The sequence below is a fragment of the Serratia sp. CY52157 genome, from assembly GCF_052168495.1.
GTDB lineage: Bacteria > Pseudomonadota > Gammaproteobacteria > Enterobacterales > Enterobacteriaceae > Serratia > Serratia ureilytica.
The window spans coordinates 1,661,573-1,677,356 of record NZ_JBJNMO010000001.1 but is presented as its reverse complement, the minus strand read 5'-3'; the positions used below and the strand labels follow the sequence as shown (position 1 = coordinate 1,677,356).

The following is a 15,784-nucleotide window of genomic DNA, read 5'->3' as shown; positions in this document are numbered from 1 at the left end:
CCCCGTTGATTAACACGCAGCAGTGTTAGTAATGCGACTATTTGGCTGCAAGATCAACTGTGAACTTCCGATGTTCGCTCATAAGGGACAACCATACTCAAATCTCCCACATTGCAGGAGATTTGAGTATGAACACGTCACCGTGGAACAAAGACCGTATCATCGGCCAAAAAAGACCACTTCAGTTATCTCATATCTGGGGGATCCGAATACGGCTTGAACTGGAAGGTAAAACGCGCGATTTGGCTCTGTTCAATATGGCCTTGGACAGTAAGCTCCGAGGCTGTGATCTGTTCAAACTCAAAGTATCTGATGTTGCATATGGTAGCTCTGTTTCAAGCAGAGCTACGGTGTTGCAACAGAAAACCGGTAGCCCTGTGCAATTTGAGATAACCAAAGGGACAAGAGAAGCTGTTGCTGCATTGATAAAGCATGACAATTTGCATAGTAAAGACTTCTTGTTTCGGTCCCGAGTCGGAACTAACCAGTCCATATCAACCCGGCAATACAACCGAATTTTTCATGGGTGGGTAGAAAAGCTTGGTCTTGATGATTCACTTTACAGCACACATTCCATGAGAAGAACAAAACCTTACCTAATCTACAAGAAAACCAAGAATCTCCGGGTGATCCAACTTCTGTTGGGCCATAAGAAACTGGAAAGCACAGTCCGTTATCTGGGCATTGAAGTCGATGATGCATTAGAGATCTCTGAATCAATCGAAGTCTAAGGTTGTCAGGGCTGCAACAGCAGCCCTGTGCCAAGAGCTCACATAATCAACGGGTTAGCAGAAAAGTAACGTGGAATCATAACTGTTGCACATATAAGCTAACTATAGACTATAGAAGTCATATTATTCTTAGTTAGGCTGTATATTAACGAAGGTCATTCGTTTACGTGAAATTAAATCAAGGTTTTGTAAGTAATCATGTTGAATCAAAACCAAGATACTTCGTTAATGTTATATCATTTTTTCATTGGAGCATAAAAACGGTTATGATATCATTTAATAATGAGTGTTATTAAATGCCAAAAACCAATTTTAAAGCATAGAAAATTAGAGGGGTGTGCATGAAGGTCCTAATTGATTATTTGCAACTAGGAACAAATGGAATAGTTTTGACTGTTTTGGGCTGGCTTTATCTTGCTTATGTAAAAAATATAAAAGCAGAAATAAAGTTAAAAGATGAACAAATCAAAGTTTCAGAAAAAAACTTGATTTTTTGGAAAGACAAAGCTACCGAATTAGAGAAAAAGTCTCCTGAGTTTTTTGAGGGAGTATTGGCTAATAGAATAAAACTAAGAGAGCAAGAATTATTAAGGTTAAATGAAGATACGATAAAAAACAAGAGCGAAATTGAAGATAAAAACAGACAATTAGACAAACTAAATTCAGAACTTGAAAAAGCAAAATATTTTAGTAGAGCACTAACCTACTATGACTTAGATATTGATGATGAAGTTATAATCCCAGAATCAGAAGTTGAATTGATAGATTTAGGTGAAGTTTTTGTTGACTCTGGCTCTCTAATGATTACAGATCCGTGCTATATTGATACGGAATGGAAAAATATTGAATATGTTAGAGAGGATTCATATATAGACCCTCAATCTGGAGATGTATTTAAATTTGGACGTGATTTTAATAGGTTTGATGAAATTCTCTCGCCGTACAACAAAGATATAAATCAGCTAATAAAAGACGGGAGTCTATCTTTAATAAAAGAAAATCGTCAATTATCGTATTCTTATGCAGGTGCAGCATACGCTACTCTTACAAATGCAGGTTTTGATATTCTCCCATTTGATAATGGGAATTTAGGTGCAGCCCTATGTATAAAAACTGTTTTTGGCGATGGTGCATATAGGATAATGGGAGAGCAATATAAAGGAAGAATTATAAGAATATATATAGACCTACAATAGTTTTATAAGGCGTTCTAAATTGCCAAATATTTGATGAATCATTGAGGAGTCGTTTATGGCTCGACCATAATCTCCTCAACAAAAAAGGACGTTAACAACGTCTGCTCCTCGCTCAAAGCCGCCCCTCTAATGCCGCGTATCAAATCAATAAACCAGCGCCAGTAGCGCTGGAGCGATGGTGGTGAGGGACTCTCATTGGGGAAAACAGCGTGCCCCGCTTAAGAACGTTCGGATAAACAACGCAGCTGATGAGCTCTACTCTCGATTACCAGTAAAAACACCGCTAATCTAGCCGCGACTTTTCACCCCCAACCCCCGCCACAACCCCGGCAACAGCGCCAGCGTCTCATCAATCAGCGCCCGCCGGTCATTGCCCGGCTTCCAGATGGTCACCATGGTTTGGCTGATCCCCTGGCTGCCGACTTCGGTGCGCAGCGTGTTGACGTTTTTCCACTGTTCGGCATGCATATGCGTCGGCAGGAATCCCCAGCCGCAGCCCTGTTCGAGCAGGGCGCGCAGCATTTCCAGCTCGTTGGTAAATATTGTGTGCCCGGAAATTTGCAGGCGGCGCGCCACCGGTTCGTCAGAATCCGGGTGCATGATCACCTGCGGCGCGAGCGAGAGCTCCAGCAGTGAAAGCGGCTGTTCCGCGCCGGGGAAAAGCGTTTCGGCGGCGTAAAAATCCATCTCTATCGCCCCTAAGGCGCGCCACTCCATGGTGTCGCCCACGCTGCGGTGGCGCGCCTGGCAGATGCCCAGATCGGCCTGGCCGCTTGCCAGCAGCCTTTCCGCCTCGTCGCGCGAGGCGTTAATCAGGCTCAGGCGCGTGTTGCGCTGGGCCATAGCGGCAATCAGCGCCTGCAGCAACGCGCGGGGGGTAAAGGGATCGTAGACCAGCGAGATTTCCTGCGCCGCGCTCTTGGGCACGTCTTTGGCAAATGCCTCAAACGCTTTCACCTGGCGCATAAGCAGGTGCGCCTGGCGCTGCAGCTGTTCGCCTTCCGGCGTCAGGTGCAGGCTGCGCCCCTCGCGCAGGAACAGCGCATAGCCCAGCCCATCCTCGAGAAAATCAATCAAATCGCGCAGCGTCGTGCGGTCTTTGCCCAGCTTGAGCGCGGCTTTCGCCAGGCTGCCGTGCTCGGCCACGGCGGTGAAGGCTTCCAGTTGGGCAAAGGAATAAATCAGGCTCGGCACGCGGTTCCCCCGTCGATTTTGCGGGGGATTTTCCCCCATCAGGCGTTTTTTATTATAGGCCGCGTTTTTTTAAGCTGAACGCCTTCCTGAGCTAAGCGAGAAAAAATATGAAAAGCAAAGTGTTTAACCGCAGCCTGCTGGCGGGCGTTGTCATCAGTCTCTGCAGCGGCCTGCTGGCACCCGCCGCGCTGGCCGCCTGTGCGGGTACCGAACTCAGCGCCTGTCCCGCGCCTTTCGATGCGCAATTGCCGGACGCGCACAAGATGCTCACCTGGAGCCAGAGCGACCGGGTGATCGGTTTTCGTAACGACTACCGCAACTATGCCGGGGATGTGTTTCATCACGGCAATGCCATACCGCTGGTGGCTGCCGCTAAACAGCTAACGGACGCCAGCTATCGGGTGAATGGCAAAACCTACCACCTGCAGGATTACCTGCAGCGCCAGAACGTCAGCGGCATGCTGGTGCTGAAAGACGGCAAAATCGCCTGGAAATATCTGGGGCAGGGCAATACCGACGCCACCCTGTGGACGTCGCGCTCGGTGGGCAAATCCGTGGTCGCCACGCTGGTGGGCGTGGCGATTAAACAGGGCAAGATCCGCTCGCTCGACGATCTCATCACGCAATACGAACCCGATCTGAAAGGCACCGCGTGGGATGGCGTGACCCTCAGGCAGCTGATTACCCACACCTCCGGCGTGGCGTGGAATGAGGATTACACTAACCCGAAATCGGACTTCGCGCAGCTGACCGAGTGTGAAGCCAGGCCCGGCGCCTATGCCTGCGTGCGCAAGCTGGTGGCCGGTTTGCAGCGTGCGCATCCGGCCGGGCAGAACTGGTCTTACTCCTCCGGCGGTGCCTGGCTGCTGGGCGACGTGTTGGAACGCGCCACCGGCATGCCGCTGGCGGCCTATCTTGAGCAAAGCATCTGGCAGCCGTACGGCATGGCCAGCGACGGCGTGTGGCATGCCTACGCCAAAGGCCAGCACGACGTGGGCGCGCACGGGTTCAACGCCACGCTGGAAGACTGGGGGCGCTTCGGTGAGTTCATTCTGCATAACGGGACGTTGCCGAACGGCAAACAGATCCTGCCGGCCGATTGGGTAGCCCAGTCGTCCAACTGGACGCGGGCGGCGGGCTCGGTATCGGCGGCGCATCCCAACGGCATTTACGGCTTCCAATGGTGGAACAACGAAGTGCCGGCCAATGCGACTAATGTAGAACCCGCTCCGCAGGCGTCCCTCAAGCATTCCCTGTGGGCGCTGGGGATCTTCGGCCAGATGATCATGGTGAATCAGGCGGAGAATCTGGTGATCGTCCAGTGGTCCACCTGGCCGCAGGCGGAGCCTTCTTTCAGCGCGCAACCGCTGGAGGCGTCGCTGATGTTTAGCGCGATAGCGAAGGAGTTGCGTTAACGTCGGCAACTATCGGCAGAGCGAGCAGGGGCGGTTGCCATTTCGCCCCTGAGCGGTATATTACATGTCTTCGACGTCGACCTATCCATGCCGTAGGGTAGGGGAGTATCAATTCTCTACAGGTAGAGGAGGCCAGTCTCCACCGTTTTTAATTAATAACTCTTTTATCTTGTTAATTTTCTCCTTATCCTCGGCATCGCCTACCCCTCTATCTATAAAGCGTTGGAGCTGATTGCCCATAGTCCAACCAAACTTACCCTTGATTTTATTATCTGCACCTCTTTCCAATAAAAGAATCGTATGATCAAACGAGCGATAGTCTAGGGAGTTTATTAACAAGGTATTCCCCAATGAATCCATTGTATTTATATCCGCACCATAATCCAGCATCACCTTTAACGTTTCAGGGTTTTTCGCTTCTAACGCTTCGAATATAATGGGTTGATTGAATACCTTATCTTTTGCGTTTGGCGGTAAACCACCGTCGAGCATGGCCTTGATCCAAATTCCCTTGTCGGCTTTCATGACAAATTCCGCCGGGCTGCTTCCCCCTTCCGGTCTGGGCTGCAACGGGTCTGCACCCGCTTTAACCAACTCAGTAATAATCCTCAGTCTTTTTGGCGTATTTTTATCGTAGATTGCGTTTAGCACCGACCAAAACAGCAGGGTCATGTCTGCTTTCACTGGTCGATTCAGTTCTTCCTTGCTTATAGAGGGAAGCTTCTCTTTCAGTTTCACTTCATCGCCATCATAAATCAGCTGTGCGATGTCCAGCTGCCGGCCTTCAAAAAAATCCTGTGGCTCATATTCCATGCTTTTGTTGCATCCTTGCACCATGAGGACAGTAAACAGTAGCGCTATTGCCATTATCAATTTGCTCATACTCTCCCCCTGAGAATGGTGACACCCTCGTCTCTTCAATCAGTTTTATTTGTGTGGTCTATAGCGTGTGTATCGGAAAACAGATGCAATCTGACAGCCCCGGTATAAATACCCGGCAGCTGTCAGAACCGAGTTGGTGAAATTACTGCGTTTCCTTTGCCCCTTTCAAAAGCATGAGTTCGAGTATTTTCTTACACTGTTCATTGTATTCTGAGCCATCTTGGCTGTCTTTTATTTGCCGATTCACTGCTGTTAACAGCGAAAGATTGTTTATATTTACTGGGTTAGGATTCGCACCCCGATTGAGCAGTAGGGTCATGTGCTCAAAGGCTGAGCTAAAAAAAGCATCCATTAATAAGGTTTGTTGCAAAGAGTCTCTGATATTTATGTCCGCTCCGTACTCCAGCATCACCTTTAACGTTTCAGTGTTTTTGGCTTTGATTGTTTGGAATACAATGGGTTCATTGAATACCTTATCTTTTGCGTTTGGCGGTAAACCGCCGTCGAGCATGGCTTTGACCCAAATCCCCTTGTCGGCTTTCATGACGAACTCCGCTGGGCTGCTTCCCCCTTCTGGTCTGGGTTGCAGCGGGTCTGCGCCCGCTTTTACCAGGTCGGTTATTATTTTCAGCCTTTCCGGCGTGTTTTTATCGTAGATTGAGTTCAACACCGACCAAAACAGCAGGGTCATGTCCGCCTTAACCTGTCGGTTCAGTTCTTCCTTGCTGACAGAGGGAAGTTTCTCTTTCAGTTTCACTTCATCGCCATCATAAATCAGCTGCGCGACTTCCAGTTGACGGCCTTCAAAAAAATCCTGTGGCTCATATTCCATGTTTTTTTTGCATCCTTGCATCATGAGAACAGTAAACAGTAACGCCATGGCCATCATCAACTTGCTCATATTCTCCCCCTGATAGTGGCGACGTCCTCGTCTTTCTGATCTTCAATCAACTTTATTGTCTGGTCTATACCGTGTTTATCGAGCAGGGTTCCTGTCCCACCGGCAAGCGTGTGCGGTATGCCGGCGGCATCAGGCATCGCCAGCGATGACCACTCTTTCAAGGTGAAAGGCAATGCTACGCCCCAGGGTTTTTGCAAAGAGTCGGGCAGGGCATTTTTTATAAGCTCATAATCACTTTCGTTATTAACCTCCTGTAACGTGGTTAACAGCTCACCTTCCACTCGATAGGCCTGTATGTTCTTGGCTGAACCAATCATCTCAGCTCCGTATTTCCCTACAGTTCCATGATGGAGTCCGGCTGCATTAAACGTCCAGGCGGGTTTCCCACTGGTCATTGATGCAGCTGAGGCCATTCCCCCGCCCAATGAATGACCAGAAATATCGACGCCGGAGGAGTGCTTTACTTGTAATCCTATTTTAACCGCCTGCTTATAATAATCAGAGCTCGCCCCCATCCCCTGCGCGCCATTATTTATCCAGTCATTCACATTCTTAATTCCTGACAAATCGCCCCTAAGGGCCTTTTTGGCGGCGCTGCCGATTCCCTCCGGGAATTCTGGCGCTCTTGAACCTCTGAACACGACCGTCGGATTCATCTCTTTACCAAAAACACGGCTATCCGGTTGATATACCCTTGCCAAAAAATCCGGCGATTCATCTCTGTCGAAGAGCATATTTCTGTTTAGCCCAATTTTACTGAGGGCCGCATTATCGTTACTGATATCTTTCCAGCCCTCAGGAACGCCGGGAGTCTCCTTTAGCGGATTCGTGGTCTTGTAGATATTCTCCGCCAGCTTTGCCTTCTCGACGGCGACATTATTTGCCGCCAAGCGTTCCGAGGCGATTCGGGCGTCCGGGTAGATACTCCGTTGCCCGCGGCCAATGAGGTATTTTCGCTCTTGCCAGCGTTGCGCCTTGGTCAAGGGCCCAGACACGACCTGCTGTGAAGCTCTTCCACCTTGCGCCGGGATATCCGGGCCAAGGGCCGGTTTGGCCCGCGTGACTTGTGCGGGGAAGACGGACGGGCGCGCCCGGCGGCCACCGTAAGACTTCACGGCCTCTTCGTACCGCCTCACTATCTTGTCCACCGGGTAGTTTGGCTCTTGTTTCTCCTGCGGTATCAGGTAGCCGTCGATGTCGGCGTAAAATGGCCCCATCGTCGCCAACACGCCGGGCCGGGTTTCGACCGCTACGACAACGCCGCTCATCAGGTCGCTCTGCACTCTTGCGCGCAAGTTAGAGCTTATTCCGTTTTGCGTAACGCCAACTTCACGGCGGATCCGCTCACCACCGCGAAAACCAGAAAAAAGCGACAGAATGTCTTTGTCCGGCATGTATGAAAGGCCGTGACAGGCGCGGGAAGGGCTGACTATACGGGGGAATTCATCAGGTGAAATAATATCATCGGCGATATACAGCAGTTTCAAACTGGAAAACATTGCGTGTCTCTTCCTTTGCTTGCTGCACCTTGGCCTGTTCAGGCGGGCGCTCGCACTCCTTGCACTCGATGGGCCCTGAGTGGGCATGTTATCGAACGGCAGTCAGCGGTAGCTAACGGCGCATAGGACACCAGATAAGGGATGATAACGGCTCAAGCCAATTTGTAAAGCCGGCCAAATGTTAACCGGAAAGTTCTTGTTTTCCAAAGGCTGCTGTGGGTTTTTAACCCCGCCGATCAAACCGATAAACCAGCGCCAGCGCCAACGCCAGGAGCAACAGCGGCGGGGCAAGGGCGGTGAAGGGCGCGTTGAGGGCGAACAGCAACCCCAGATTGAGGACGATCTGGTAAGCGATGTAGGTCAGCAGCCCGATGATGACGCCGAGCGCTAATCGGCTGCCCATGCCGGGCGCGCGCGGGGCGGTGAAGGTAAACGGGATGGCCAGCAGAATCATCGCCAGCACCAGCAGGGGCTGGCCGAGTTTTTTCCACAGCGCCAGGCGGTATTCGGTGCTGGGCTGCCCTGAGCCCTGCAGGTAATCGATATAGCGATCCAGCTGTTGGAGCGAGAAGCTGCCCGCCGGCAGGGTCAGCTCTTTCAGGCTCGGCACGGCGAACAGCGAGCGCCACGGCAGGCTGCTTTGCCGCTCAATCGTCTCCTTTCCGCCTTGCCAGCGTTTCTGCATCACGTTGTGCAGCAGCCAGCTGCCGTCGGCGGCGGTGCTGGCGCTGTCGGCGTAAAGGTAAGATTCCAGCGCGCGGTTGGCCTGATAACGGAAGATCTCTATGCCGTGGGGCTGGTCGTTCTCATCGACGGTTTTGACCGTAACAAACTCGTTGCCGCGCCGCGCCCACAGCGGGTTAACGGTAACATCATTACTGTTCGACTGCGCCAGCGCGTTGTTCTTCATCTGCAGCGCGCGTTGCTGCAGCGGCGAAGCGGCCCATTCATCGAGGGCGCCGAGCGAGAGGTTCATCAGCAGCCCGGCGGCGAGCATCACCAGCGCGATGCGGAATATCGACATCCCGACGGAGCGGATCGCGGTCAGCTCCAGAGTTTTCGACAGCTGTCCCAGCCCGACGATGCCGCCGAGCAGCGCGATAAACGGCCCCAGATCGACCAGGCTGCGCGGCAGGGTCATCACGGTCACCAGCAGCGCCTGCTGCCAGCGGTAGCCGCCCGGGGTCACGTCCTCCAGCTCGTTGATCAGCGTAAAGGTGGTGAACAGCGGGATGAGCAGCCCGGCCGCGGCGGCGAAGCCGATGAACACGTTGCGGATCAGGTAACGGCTAAAAATAGTCATCGGGAGGGTGTCCGCAGCAGGGATAAGTCGCGCGCCAGCAGCAGGGCGATGCCGACAGCCATCGCTATCGGCACCAGCCAAACGCCGGGGATCGTCGGCAGAGAGCCGTTGGCCACCAGCGTGCGGCAAATGTTGCCGCCATAGAAAATCACGGTAAACAGCACCGTCAGGGGCAGCAGCGCGGCGTAGCGTCCCTGTCGCGGCTTGATGCGGCTAAAGGGGATCGCCAGCAGCACCATCAGCACGGTGGTCAGCCCGCGGCTCTCGCGCCATTGCAGTTCGGCTGCGTCGCCCGGATCGGCGGAGCGCGCCAGCTCCGCCGGCGAGGCCGACTTGTGCCGGCTCTCGGCGCTGGGTACGAACGGTTTGAGCGCGATGTCGAAGTTGTCGTAGTTCTGCCCGTTGTCGTCGGCGCCCTCACGATCCAGCACATAGGCGGTGCCGGTTTTCAGCCGCACGGCGGGGCTGGCGGGGGAGGCGTCGAGCACCTCCACCGACTGCGCGCGATACAGGTTGGTGTGATGGCCGCCGCGCACATAAATCAGGGCGTCCGTCAGGTGGTTGGCCGTTTTATCGACGTGACTGGCGAGGATCATGCGGCCGTTGCCGCTGACGTTGAATTTGTCGGCCTGCAGGTGGCTCACGTCCAGCACCGACTGCGACTGTTGTTGCAGCTGATAAATATTGGCGTACGCCCAGGGCCTGCCATACAGCGACAGCAGCGTGACCGCTATCGCCAGCGGCACGGCGAGCAGCAGCACCGCCTTGTACAGCCGCAACGGGCTGGCGCCGGCGGCCAGCATGGCGGTGATCTCCGCATCGCTGTACAGCTGGCTCAGCGCCACCGCCACCGAGACATACAGCGCGACGGGCAATATCATCTCCAGCGCGATCAGCGACTTATAGAAAACCACGTCGGCCACCACCCGCAGCGCCAGCGTGCCGTTGGCGGCGTCGGTCAGGTAGCGCTGGGCGGAGTAGCTGGCGAACATGAAGATCAGAAACCCGGCGATCATCATCACCAGGCGGCGGATCTCAACCGTGATATAGCGTTCAATCAAAGGCATGCGTCATCGGCTCCCGGCGGCGTGCGCTTCATGGCGCCTCCTGCGCGATGAGCGCGCGCAGCAGGGCGATCACCTGGTCAACTTCCTGCGGGGTGAGTGCGCCGTCCTTCGCCCACTGCACGCGCCCGGCCTTGTCCAGCACCACGATGGTTGAGCTCTCCTCCGGCAGCCGCCAGGCCATGCGCCCCAGCCCGTCGCTGTCGACGATAAATTGCGCCCAGGGATAATGCCGTTTGTTTTTCTCGATCTTGCCGCGCACGAAGAAGCCGGAGCCCGGTATCGCATCGTCGGTGTTGACGATGGTGGTGGGCTGGAAGCGGTCGCCCGGCAGGTTCGCGTCATTGACTGCGTTGATCAGCAGCGAGTTCTTCTTTTTGGCGGAGGTGCGCCCGGCGATGTACTGGATCACCCGCACCTTGCCCGCCAGTTTTGCGCTGTTCCACGGCCGGTAGCTGAAATCGCCGTTGCGCAGCAGCAGCTCGCCGCGATCGGCGATGGCGATCGGCGCCACCGGCCGGCCATGCACGAAGTTATGCGCCGGCGCCGCCAGCGGCGACAGCAGCAGCGCAAGGGCCAGCAAGCGAGGTAACGTCATCATGGCTACGGGCAACGCGCTTATCTGCCGGCCGCGACGGCCGACGGGGAAAACGACAGCGGAAAACGCGCCAGCAGCAGCTCCAGGCGCTGGCGGATGTCGATGTCCAGCGTCGCCGGCCGGTCATAGATATCGCCGCCGGCCAGCTTGTCCGCCACCATCACGTCGTGCCGGTCGCCCATCAGGCCGTTAATCGCCGCCAGGAAGCGCGAGATCTGCCGGGCCTCGCGGTTGTCCGGATCGATCGATCTCAGCGTGTCGTAAAACGACACCTGGCGGCTGACGATTTTGCGCACGTCGTGGAACTGATGCCCGGTCAGCGCCGGGCCGGCGATCAGCGTCTGCAGCTGGCGCATCTGCTCCTGGCGGTAGGCGATAAAGCCCTGTGCGCTTTCCAGACGGGTGTGGCGCAGCGCATAGCGCACGTAAGACCATACCGGCTTGCTGAGCAGCAGCCGCAGCAGGTTGCCGTACAGCGTCAGGTTCTTCTGGTTGCCGTTGCGAAACGCGTCCTGAAAATGGCCGAGCACCACGGTGGTGGTGTGGAACAGGCGGTTGGCGCGGTGGGGCGCGCCGTACAGCTGCTGGGCGAAGCGCAGGTGCTTATAGCGGGCGCGGATATATTTGTAGCGCATGCGCGTTGCCGCCGCCAACTGCGGGTCTTGCAGGAAACCGTTCACCAGTTGCAGCAGCTCGCGGCGGGAAAAGCCGTCTTCCCAAAACTGCAGGCACAGCGCGTAGTTGTCCCGGATGCTCTCGGGGGAGCATTCCAGATCGATCTGCTGCGGCAGGCTGATATTCGCCTCGACCAGGTCATCCTCTTCCACGGCGACAAACAGCGCCTGGGTGGTTTCGGCGGAGAACTTCTTCCAATTCGTGTTAGCGGTCATTGATTACTCTCTTTGGGCACATTCAGCCCCAACATAAAGCGATTGCGGTAGGCGCCGATCGTCGGTATCAGGGATAACAGCACGTCTAAACATTGCCCCAGTAAATAAGCGAAGGCGGCGCCCTGCACGCCGAAGGCATACGCCATCGACACCAGCAGCGCAATGTAGGCCGCCGAGGCCGTCGCCTGCGCGATCAGGAAAGCGCGCTGCTTGCCCGCCATAAACAGCAAGGATTCCTGCGGGAAGCCCATCATCGAGACGATGATCGCGCCCAGCATGATTTGAATCAGGTCATAGGCTTCCAGGTATTGCTGCCCGAAGACCGCGGAAATAAGCGGCTTGCCCACCAGCAACATCAACACCGCGACGGCCAGACCGATGCCGCCGGCCAGCAGCGAAGAGCGCAGGCCCAGCAGCCACGGGGTCTTGGTGCGCGGATCCAGACGCATGATCTCGGGATAGAAGCTTTTCTCCAGCAGCTTGGCCGGGGTGCCGGTCGCATCGAAGAAGGTCATGGCGATCTTGAACAGCCCGGCGGCGGCCGGCCCGAGCACCACGCCCACCAGCACGGTGGTGCAGGAGTTGCGCGCGGCCCAGATGGTGTGGGCGATGTTGGTGGTCCAGACGAAGTTCCAGGCGCCCTCGATGCGGCGCGCGACGTTGAACAGGCGCGGTCTCAGCGCGCCGTGGATATCGCGGCGGCGCAGCTCGCGCGCGGTGAACCACCAAAACAGCGTGCCGCCGATCAGGTTAGAGGCGTACCAGGTGACGATAAAGCCGGGGAACCCCAGATCGAAATAATAGGAGATGACGCTGCCCACCGCCTGCAGGAACGGCTTGATCGCCTGCTGGATGGCGATGAGATCGAAGCGGTTGAAGGCGCGCAGCACGCCGGTCGGCGTGGACGAGGTCATCGACGGGATCAGGGTGCAGTACAGCATGGCGAGCCAGAAGCTTTCGCTATCCAGCCCCAGGGCGTGTGACAAGAACGGCAGCATGATCATGCCGCCCAGCACGGCGATGACGCCGCTGGCGATATCCAGGCCGAAGGAGAACGCGACGACGTCGCGGAAGCGCCCGGTATTTTGATGCTCCAGCGCCGGGGTGCCGAATTGCACCACAAACTGCCAGGTCTGGAATTTGATGAAATCGCTGACCGCTTTGGTATAGGCCTGGATCACCACCAGCACGCCGAACATTTCAGGCGACATGCCTTTACCGGCGCAGGAGAGCGCCAGCAGGCCAAGCAGTGCGCTGGCGACGCTGCCGGAGCCTAAATAGGCGGCATTACGTAAAATGGAACGAAACGCGCCATCGGAAAACCATCGTTTCATAACTTAAACCAGCCATCATCGTTATTTTTGTGCATCTTGTGTTCCGCACTCATGCGCTTGCCCTGTCTCTTTTTAATAAACCTGAGTTTCTTTACCGGCGTTTTCGCCGGGTTGCCCGATGTCGCTCTGTGGGCGCTTCGCGGGATTCACTACGGCGGAAATGGCGTTGAGCGCGTTGCTCAGCACCTCGTCGTAAGGGGCTCTGGCATCCAGCTCGATGATGCGCGCGCCGTTGTACTGCAGGCGCACCATGGCGGAAATCTTGTCTTTCAGCTCTTCATAGCTGTGATCGGGCTTGCGGGTAAACGCCGTATCGACGTCGATATCCAGGCGAATGATCAGCTCCGGCCGATAGACGGCCATGCGTTGATATAAACGGCGTTCGCGCGCCGCCAGGCGGCGCAATAGCCGGCCTTTTGCGCGTTCCACGCCGATGCCGGGCCCATCGTAGTAAAAACCGGAAATTTCCGCCTGCGGGTAGCGATCGCTGATCACCAGCACGCCGCTCTGCGCCAGCCGCCGCACCTTGCGCAGGTTGGCGGCGCGCCACAGCGAAAAGCCGTACATGATCAGCGCCGCCCACAGCGCCGGCGGCCTGTTGCTCATGCGCTGGGTTTTATCTGATTTGGCCGCCAGGCGCCGCTCCAGCCACACGCCGATGAACGGCAATTTCTTGATTTTGTCGCCGTCTTCGCCGGAGATCAGCCCTAAATAGCGGCGCTGCGTGGGGCGATGCTGCTGCAGGTTTTTCACCAGATCGGCGGTCAGCGTGGACTTGCCCGTGCCGTCGCTGCCCACCACGGCAATCAGCCCGGTGATGCAGCTGTGAGAGGTATCCTGCTCGGCAGTGAGTTTATTTTTTTTCATCTGTTTCGGTACGAAAAGGTTATTTGGCGGCTAGGCATTGGCGGCCCTCAGCGATATTTTAACGGCGCGCAGCGAAGCATCGAAAATATGCTTGGCCGGCTCGCGGCCGTCCAAATCCAATATGTTAGCGCCGTTAAACGTCAGGTGCGGGATGACGGCGATCTTTTCACGCAACGCCGCCAACGAGTGATCGGGTTTGCGTGAATAGGCCGTTTGCTCGTCAATATCCAACCGAATTAATAATAAGGGCTGATAAGACGCCATCCAGTGGTACAGACGTTGTTCGCGTTTTCTCAGCCAGCGTATCCAGCGATTGCCGCCGGCGGTTTTCGCCAGCTGCGGGCCATCGAAACGAAATCCCGCCACTTCGGCCTGCGGATAACGATCGGTAATCAGCAATGCGCCGCGGCGACTTTTCTTCAGCATGCGGCGGAATTTAAAAACGCGCCAATAGGAAAGTAAAAAGATCACCAGCGCCGTGGCATTATCAGGCGGCGTAGCAGGGCGATCGTGCACGCGCTGCGATTTCTTCAGCAAATAACGCCCGAAGGGCGCGCCAATAATCGGCAGCGAACTGATCCATTCGCCGATACGCCCGGAAGACTGGCCGAGATAAAGCAGTTCGGCAGGTTCTTGCGCCGATAAGGCATCGACCAGACTGGCGGCCAGGGTGGATTTTCCCGAGCCGTCACAGCCGGTTATCGCTATTACGCGCACGGGCGAGCGATCAGATGAAGGTCTTATCTGCTGACTCACAATAATTAATCCAATGCGAAAAAAACTATTGTATTCCAATACGCCTTGGGTTCAAGATATTTATTGTGCTTTGCTGCGATAAAATAATGGGTTCGGTATTCCTGTTTGTTATTTGAATTGATATTTATGGCGTTCGTTCTTGTTATTTTGTGCTAATTGGCCGGGCGTGAGCTGGTTTCGCTTTTTATGTTAACTTTCGGCCTGGCTGACGGCGAAAAAAAAGCAGAGGTTTTCCATTTTCGCTTAATCTTTTGTGCGGTTTGGCGCGGCGTCATGGCAATTATCTTCGCGCTGCCGTCGCGGCCGTGAGCGATATTTCGTTTCAAATAGGGCATGCCGTTTCTGGTGTATTGAAAGAGAGTCTGATTATGAATGCAAAATTTCCGCCGCTGATTGCGGTTATCGGCAGCGACGGATCGGGTAAGTCCACCGTTTGTGAACATCTGATCGAATATGTGAAACATTATGGCCCGGCGGTGCAGGTGCATCTGGGCAAACAGGCGGGCAACGTCGGGCGGGCGGCGGCGAAACTGCCGCTGCTCGGGCGTTCGGTGGGCAAGGCTATCGAAAGCAATACCAAAAAAGTCAAAACGAAGAAATCCCGCATCGGCCTGTTGCCGTCGGCGGTGATCATCGCCTTCGTGGGGCGGCGGCTGCTGCGGTTTCGCCGCATGCTGGCGTTTCGGCGGCAGGGGTATATCGTGCTGACCGACCGTTTTCCGCAGGCGCAAATCCCCGGCGCTTATGACGGCACGGTATTTCCCGTCGATGTTGAAGGCAGCCGTTTCGTCCGTTGGCTGGCGGCGCGGGAGCGGGCGGCGTTCCAGTGGATGGCGAAGCAAAAACCGGATCTGGTGCTCAAGCTGAATGTCAGTCTGGACGTGGCCTGCGCCCGTAAACCCGATCACCGCAAAGCGGCGCTGGAGAAGAAGATCGCCGTCACGCCGTTATTGACCTTCGAAGGCGCCGACATCGTGGATCTCGATGCCGATCGGCCGATCGAGGAGGTGCTTTCGGCGGCGGAAAAAGCCATCTCGGAATTTATGGCGGTGCAGGGGTATCGCTATTCGGCTGATGGGGCATCACCGGCTGCGCGCTGAGGCGCAGCAATTCGGCAGGGCGGCGATGGCGTTTTCGCCGCCGCCGCGGCCGAG

The 15,784-nt window shown here is 55.4% G+C and carries 15 protein-coding genes; 4 read left to right on the top strand and 11 right to left on the bottom strand.

The window, feature by feature from the left end; genetic code table 11:
* The first annotated feature begins 128 nt into the window (after window positions 1-128).
* A complete protein-coding gene (locus tag ACJ8IP_RS07965) occupies window positions 129-731 on the top strand; it encodes a site-specific integrase (RefSeq protein WP_197761561.1) in 603 nt (200 codons plus the stop codon).
* Between the two features lie 341 nt (window positions 732-1,072).
* Entirely contained in the window at window positions 1,073-1,927 is an 855-nt protein-coding gene (locus tag ACJ8IP_RS07960; RefSeq protein WP_369605870.1) for a hypothetical protein, read from the top strand.
* 288 nt (window positions 1,928-2,215) lie between these two features.
* Here ACJ8IP_RS07960 and ACJ8IP_RS07955 read toward each other — a convergent pair whose 3' ends face one another.
* The gene (locus tag ACJ8IP_RS07955; protein WP_442524362.1) at window positions 2,216-3,121 is read right to left on the bottom strand and encodes a LysR family transcriptional regulator; all 906 of its coding nucleotides are present in this window, start codon (window positions 3,119-3,121) and stop codon (window positions 2,216-2,218) included.
* A 107-nt stretch (window positions 3,122-3,228) separates the two neighbouring features.
* Between ACJ8IP_RS07955 and ACJ8IP_RS07950 the strand changes: the two genes are divergently transcribed.
* Window positions 3,229-4,536 carry a serine hydrolase domain-containing protein gene (locus ACJ8IP_RS07950; RefSeq protein ID WP_442524361.1) on the top strand — a complete coding sequence of 436 codons (1,308 nt, stop codon included), beginning with the start codon at window positions 3,229-3,231 and terminating at the stop codon, window positions 4,534-4,536.
* A gap of 108 nt (window positions 4,537-4,644) precedes the next feature.
* Here ACJ8IP_RS07950 and ACJ8IP_RS07945 read toward each other — a convergent pair whose 3' ends face one another.
* From ACJ8IP_RS07945 to ACJ8IP_RS07900, 10 genes are all read right to left on the bottom strand, one after another.
* Complete coding sequence (locus ACJ8IP_RS07945) at window positions 4,645-5,418, bottom strand: ankyrin repeat domain-containing protein (protein ID WP_101453905.1); 774 nt, start codon at window positions 5,416-5,418, stop codon at window positions 4,645-4,647.
* Between the two features lie 142 nt (window positions 5,419-5,560).
* Window positions 5,561-6,319 carry an ankyrin repeat domain-containing protein gene (locus ACJ8IP_RS07940; RefSeq protein WP_182264157.1) on the bottom strand — a complete coding sequence of 253 codons (759 nt, stop codon included), beginning with the start codon at window positions 6,317-6,319 and terminating at the stop codon, window positions 5,561-5,563.
* Window positions 6,316-7,818 carry a phospholipase gene (locus ACJ8IP_RS07935; RefSeq protein ID WP_442524360.1) on the bottom strand — a complete coding sequence of 501 codons (1,503 nt, stop codon included), beginning with the start codon at window positions 7,816-7,818 and terminating at the stop codon, window positions 6,316-6,318. The genes ACJ8IP_RS07940 and ACJ8IP_RS07935 overlap by 4 nt, the downstream gene beginning before the upstream one ends.
* Window positions 7,819-8,041: 223 nt before the next feature.
* Window positions 8,042-9,121: an LPS export ABC transporter permease LptG gene (gene lptG, locus ACJ8IP_RS07930; RefSeq protein WP_442524359.1), complete on the bottom strand. Its 1,080-nt coding sequence runs from the start codon at window positions 9,119-9,121 to the stop codon at window positions 8,042-8,044.
* Window positions 9,118-10,188 (bottom strand): LPS export ABC transporter permease LptF, encoded by a 1,071-nt coding sequence (gene lptF, locus ACJ8IP_RS07925; RefSeq protein ID WP_442524358.1) that lies wholly within the window; start codon window positions 10,186-10,188, stop codon window positions 9,118-9,120. The genes lptG and lptF overlap by 4 nt, the downstream gene beginning before the upstream one ends.
* A 28-nt stretch (window positions 10,189-10,216) precedes the next feature.
* Window positions 10,217-10,783 (bottom strand): YtfJ family protein, encoded by a 567-nt coding sequence (locus ACJ8IP_RS07920; protein WP_442524385.1) that lies wholly within the window; start codon window positions 10,781-10,783, stop codon window positions 10,217-10,219.
* Window positions 10,784-10,803: 20 nt separating this feature from the next.
* Window positions 10,804-11,673 carry a hypothetical protein gene (locus ACJ8IP_RS07915; protein ID WP_033643767.1) on the bottom strand — a complete coding sequence of 290 codons (870 nt, stop codon included), beginning with the start codon at window positions 11,671-11,673 and terminating at the stop codon, window positions 10,804-10,806.
* Window positions 11,670-13,007 (bottom strand): lipopolysaccharide biosynthesis protein, encoded by a 1,338-nt coding sequence (locus ACJ8IP_RS07910; RefSeq protein ID WP_004935553.1) that lies wholly within the window; start codon window positions 13,005-13,007, stop codon window positions 11,670-11,672. The genes ACJ8IP_RS07915 and ACJ8IP_RS07910 overlap by 4 nt, the downstream gene beginning before the upstream one ends.
* 72 nt (window positions 13,008-13,079) lie before the next feature.
* Window positions 13,080-13,874: a hypothetical protein gene (locus ACJ8IP_RS07905; protein WP_442524357.1), complete on the bottom strand. Its 795-nt coding sequence runs from the start codon at window positions 13,872-13,874 to the stop codon at window positions 13,080-13,082.
* A 30-nt stretch (window positions 13,875-13,904) separates the two neighbouring features.
* The gene (locus tag ACJ8IP_RS07900; protein ID WP_144236209.1) at window positions 13,905-14,630 is read right to left on the bottom strand and encodes a hypothetical protein; all 726 of its coding nucleotides are present in this window, start codon (window positions 14,628-14,630) and stop codon (window positions 13,905-13,907) included.
* A gap of 368 nt (window positions 14,631-14,998) precedes the next feature.
* On the opposite strand from ACJ8IP_RS07900, the gene ACJ8IP_RS07895 reads away from it, so the two are divergent.
* Window positions 14,999-15,730 carry an ATP-binding protein gene (locus ACJ8IP_RS07895; RefSeq protein ID WP_042785026.1) on the top strand — a complete coding sequence of 244 codons (732 nt, stop codon included), beginning with the start codon at window positions 14,999-15,001 and terminating at the stop codon, window positions 15,728-15,730.
* Window positions 15,731-15,784 lie beyond the last annotated feature (54 nt).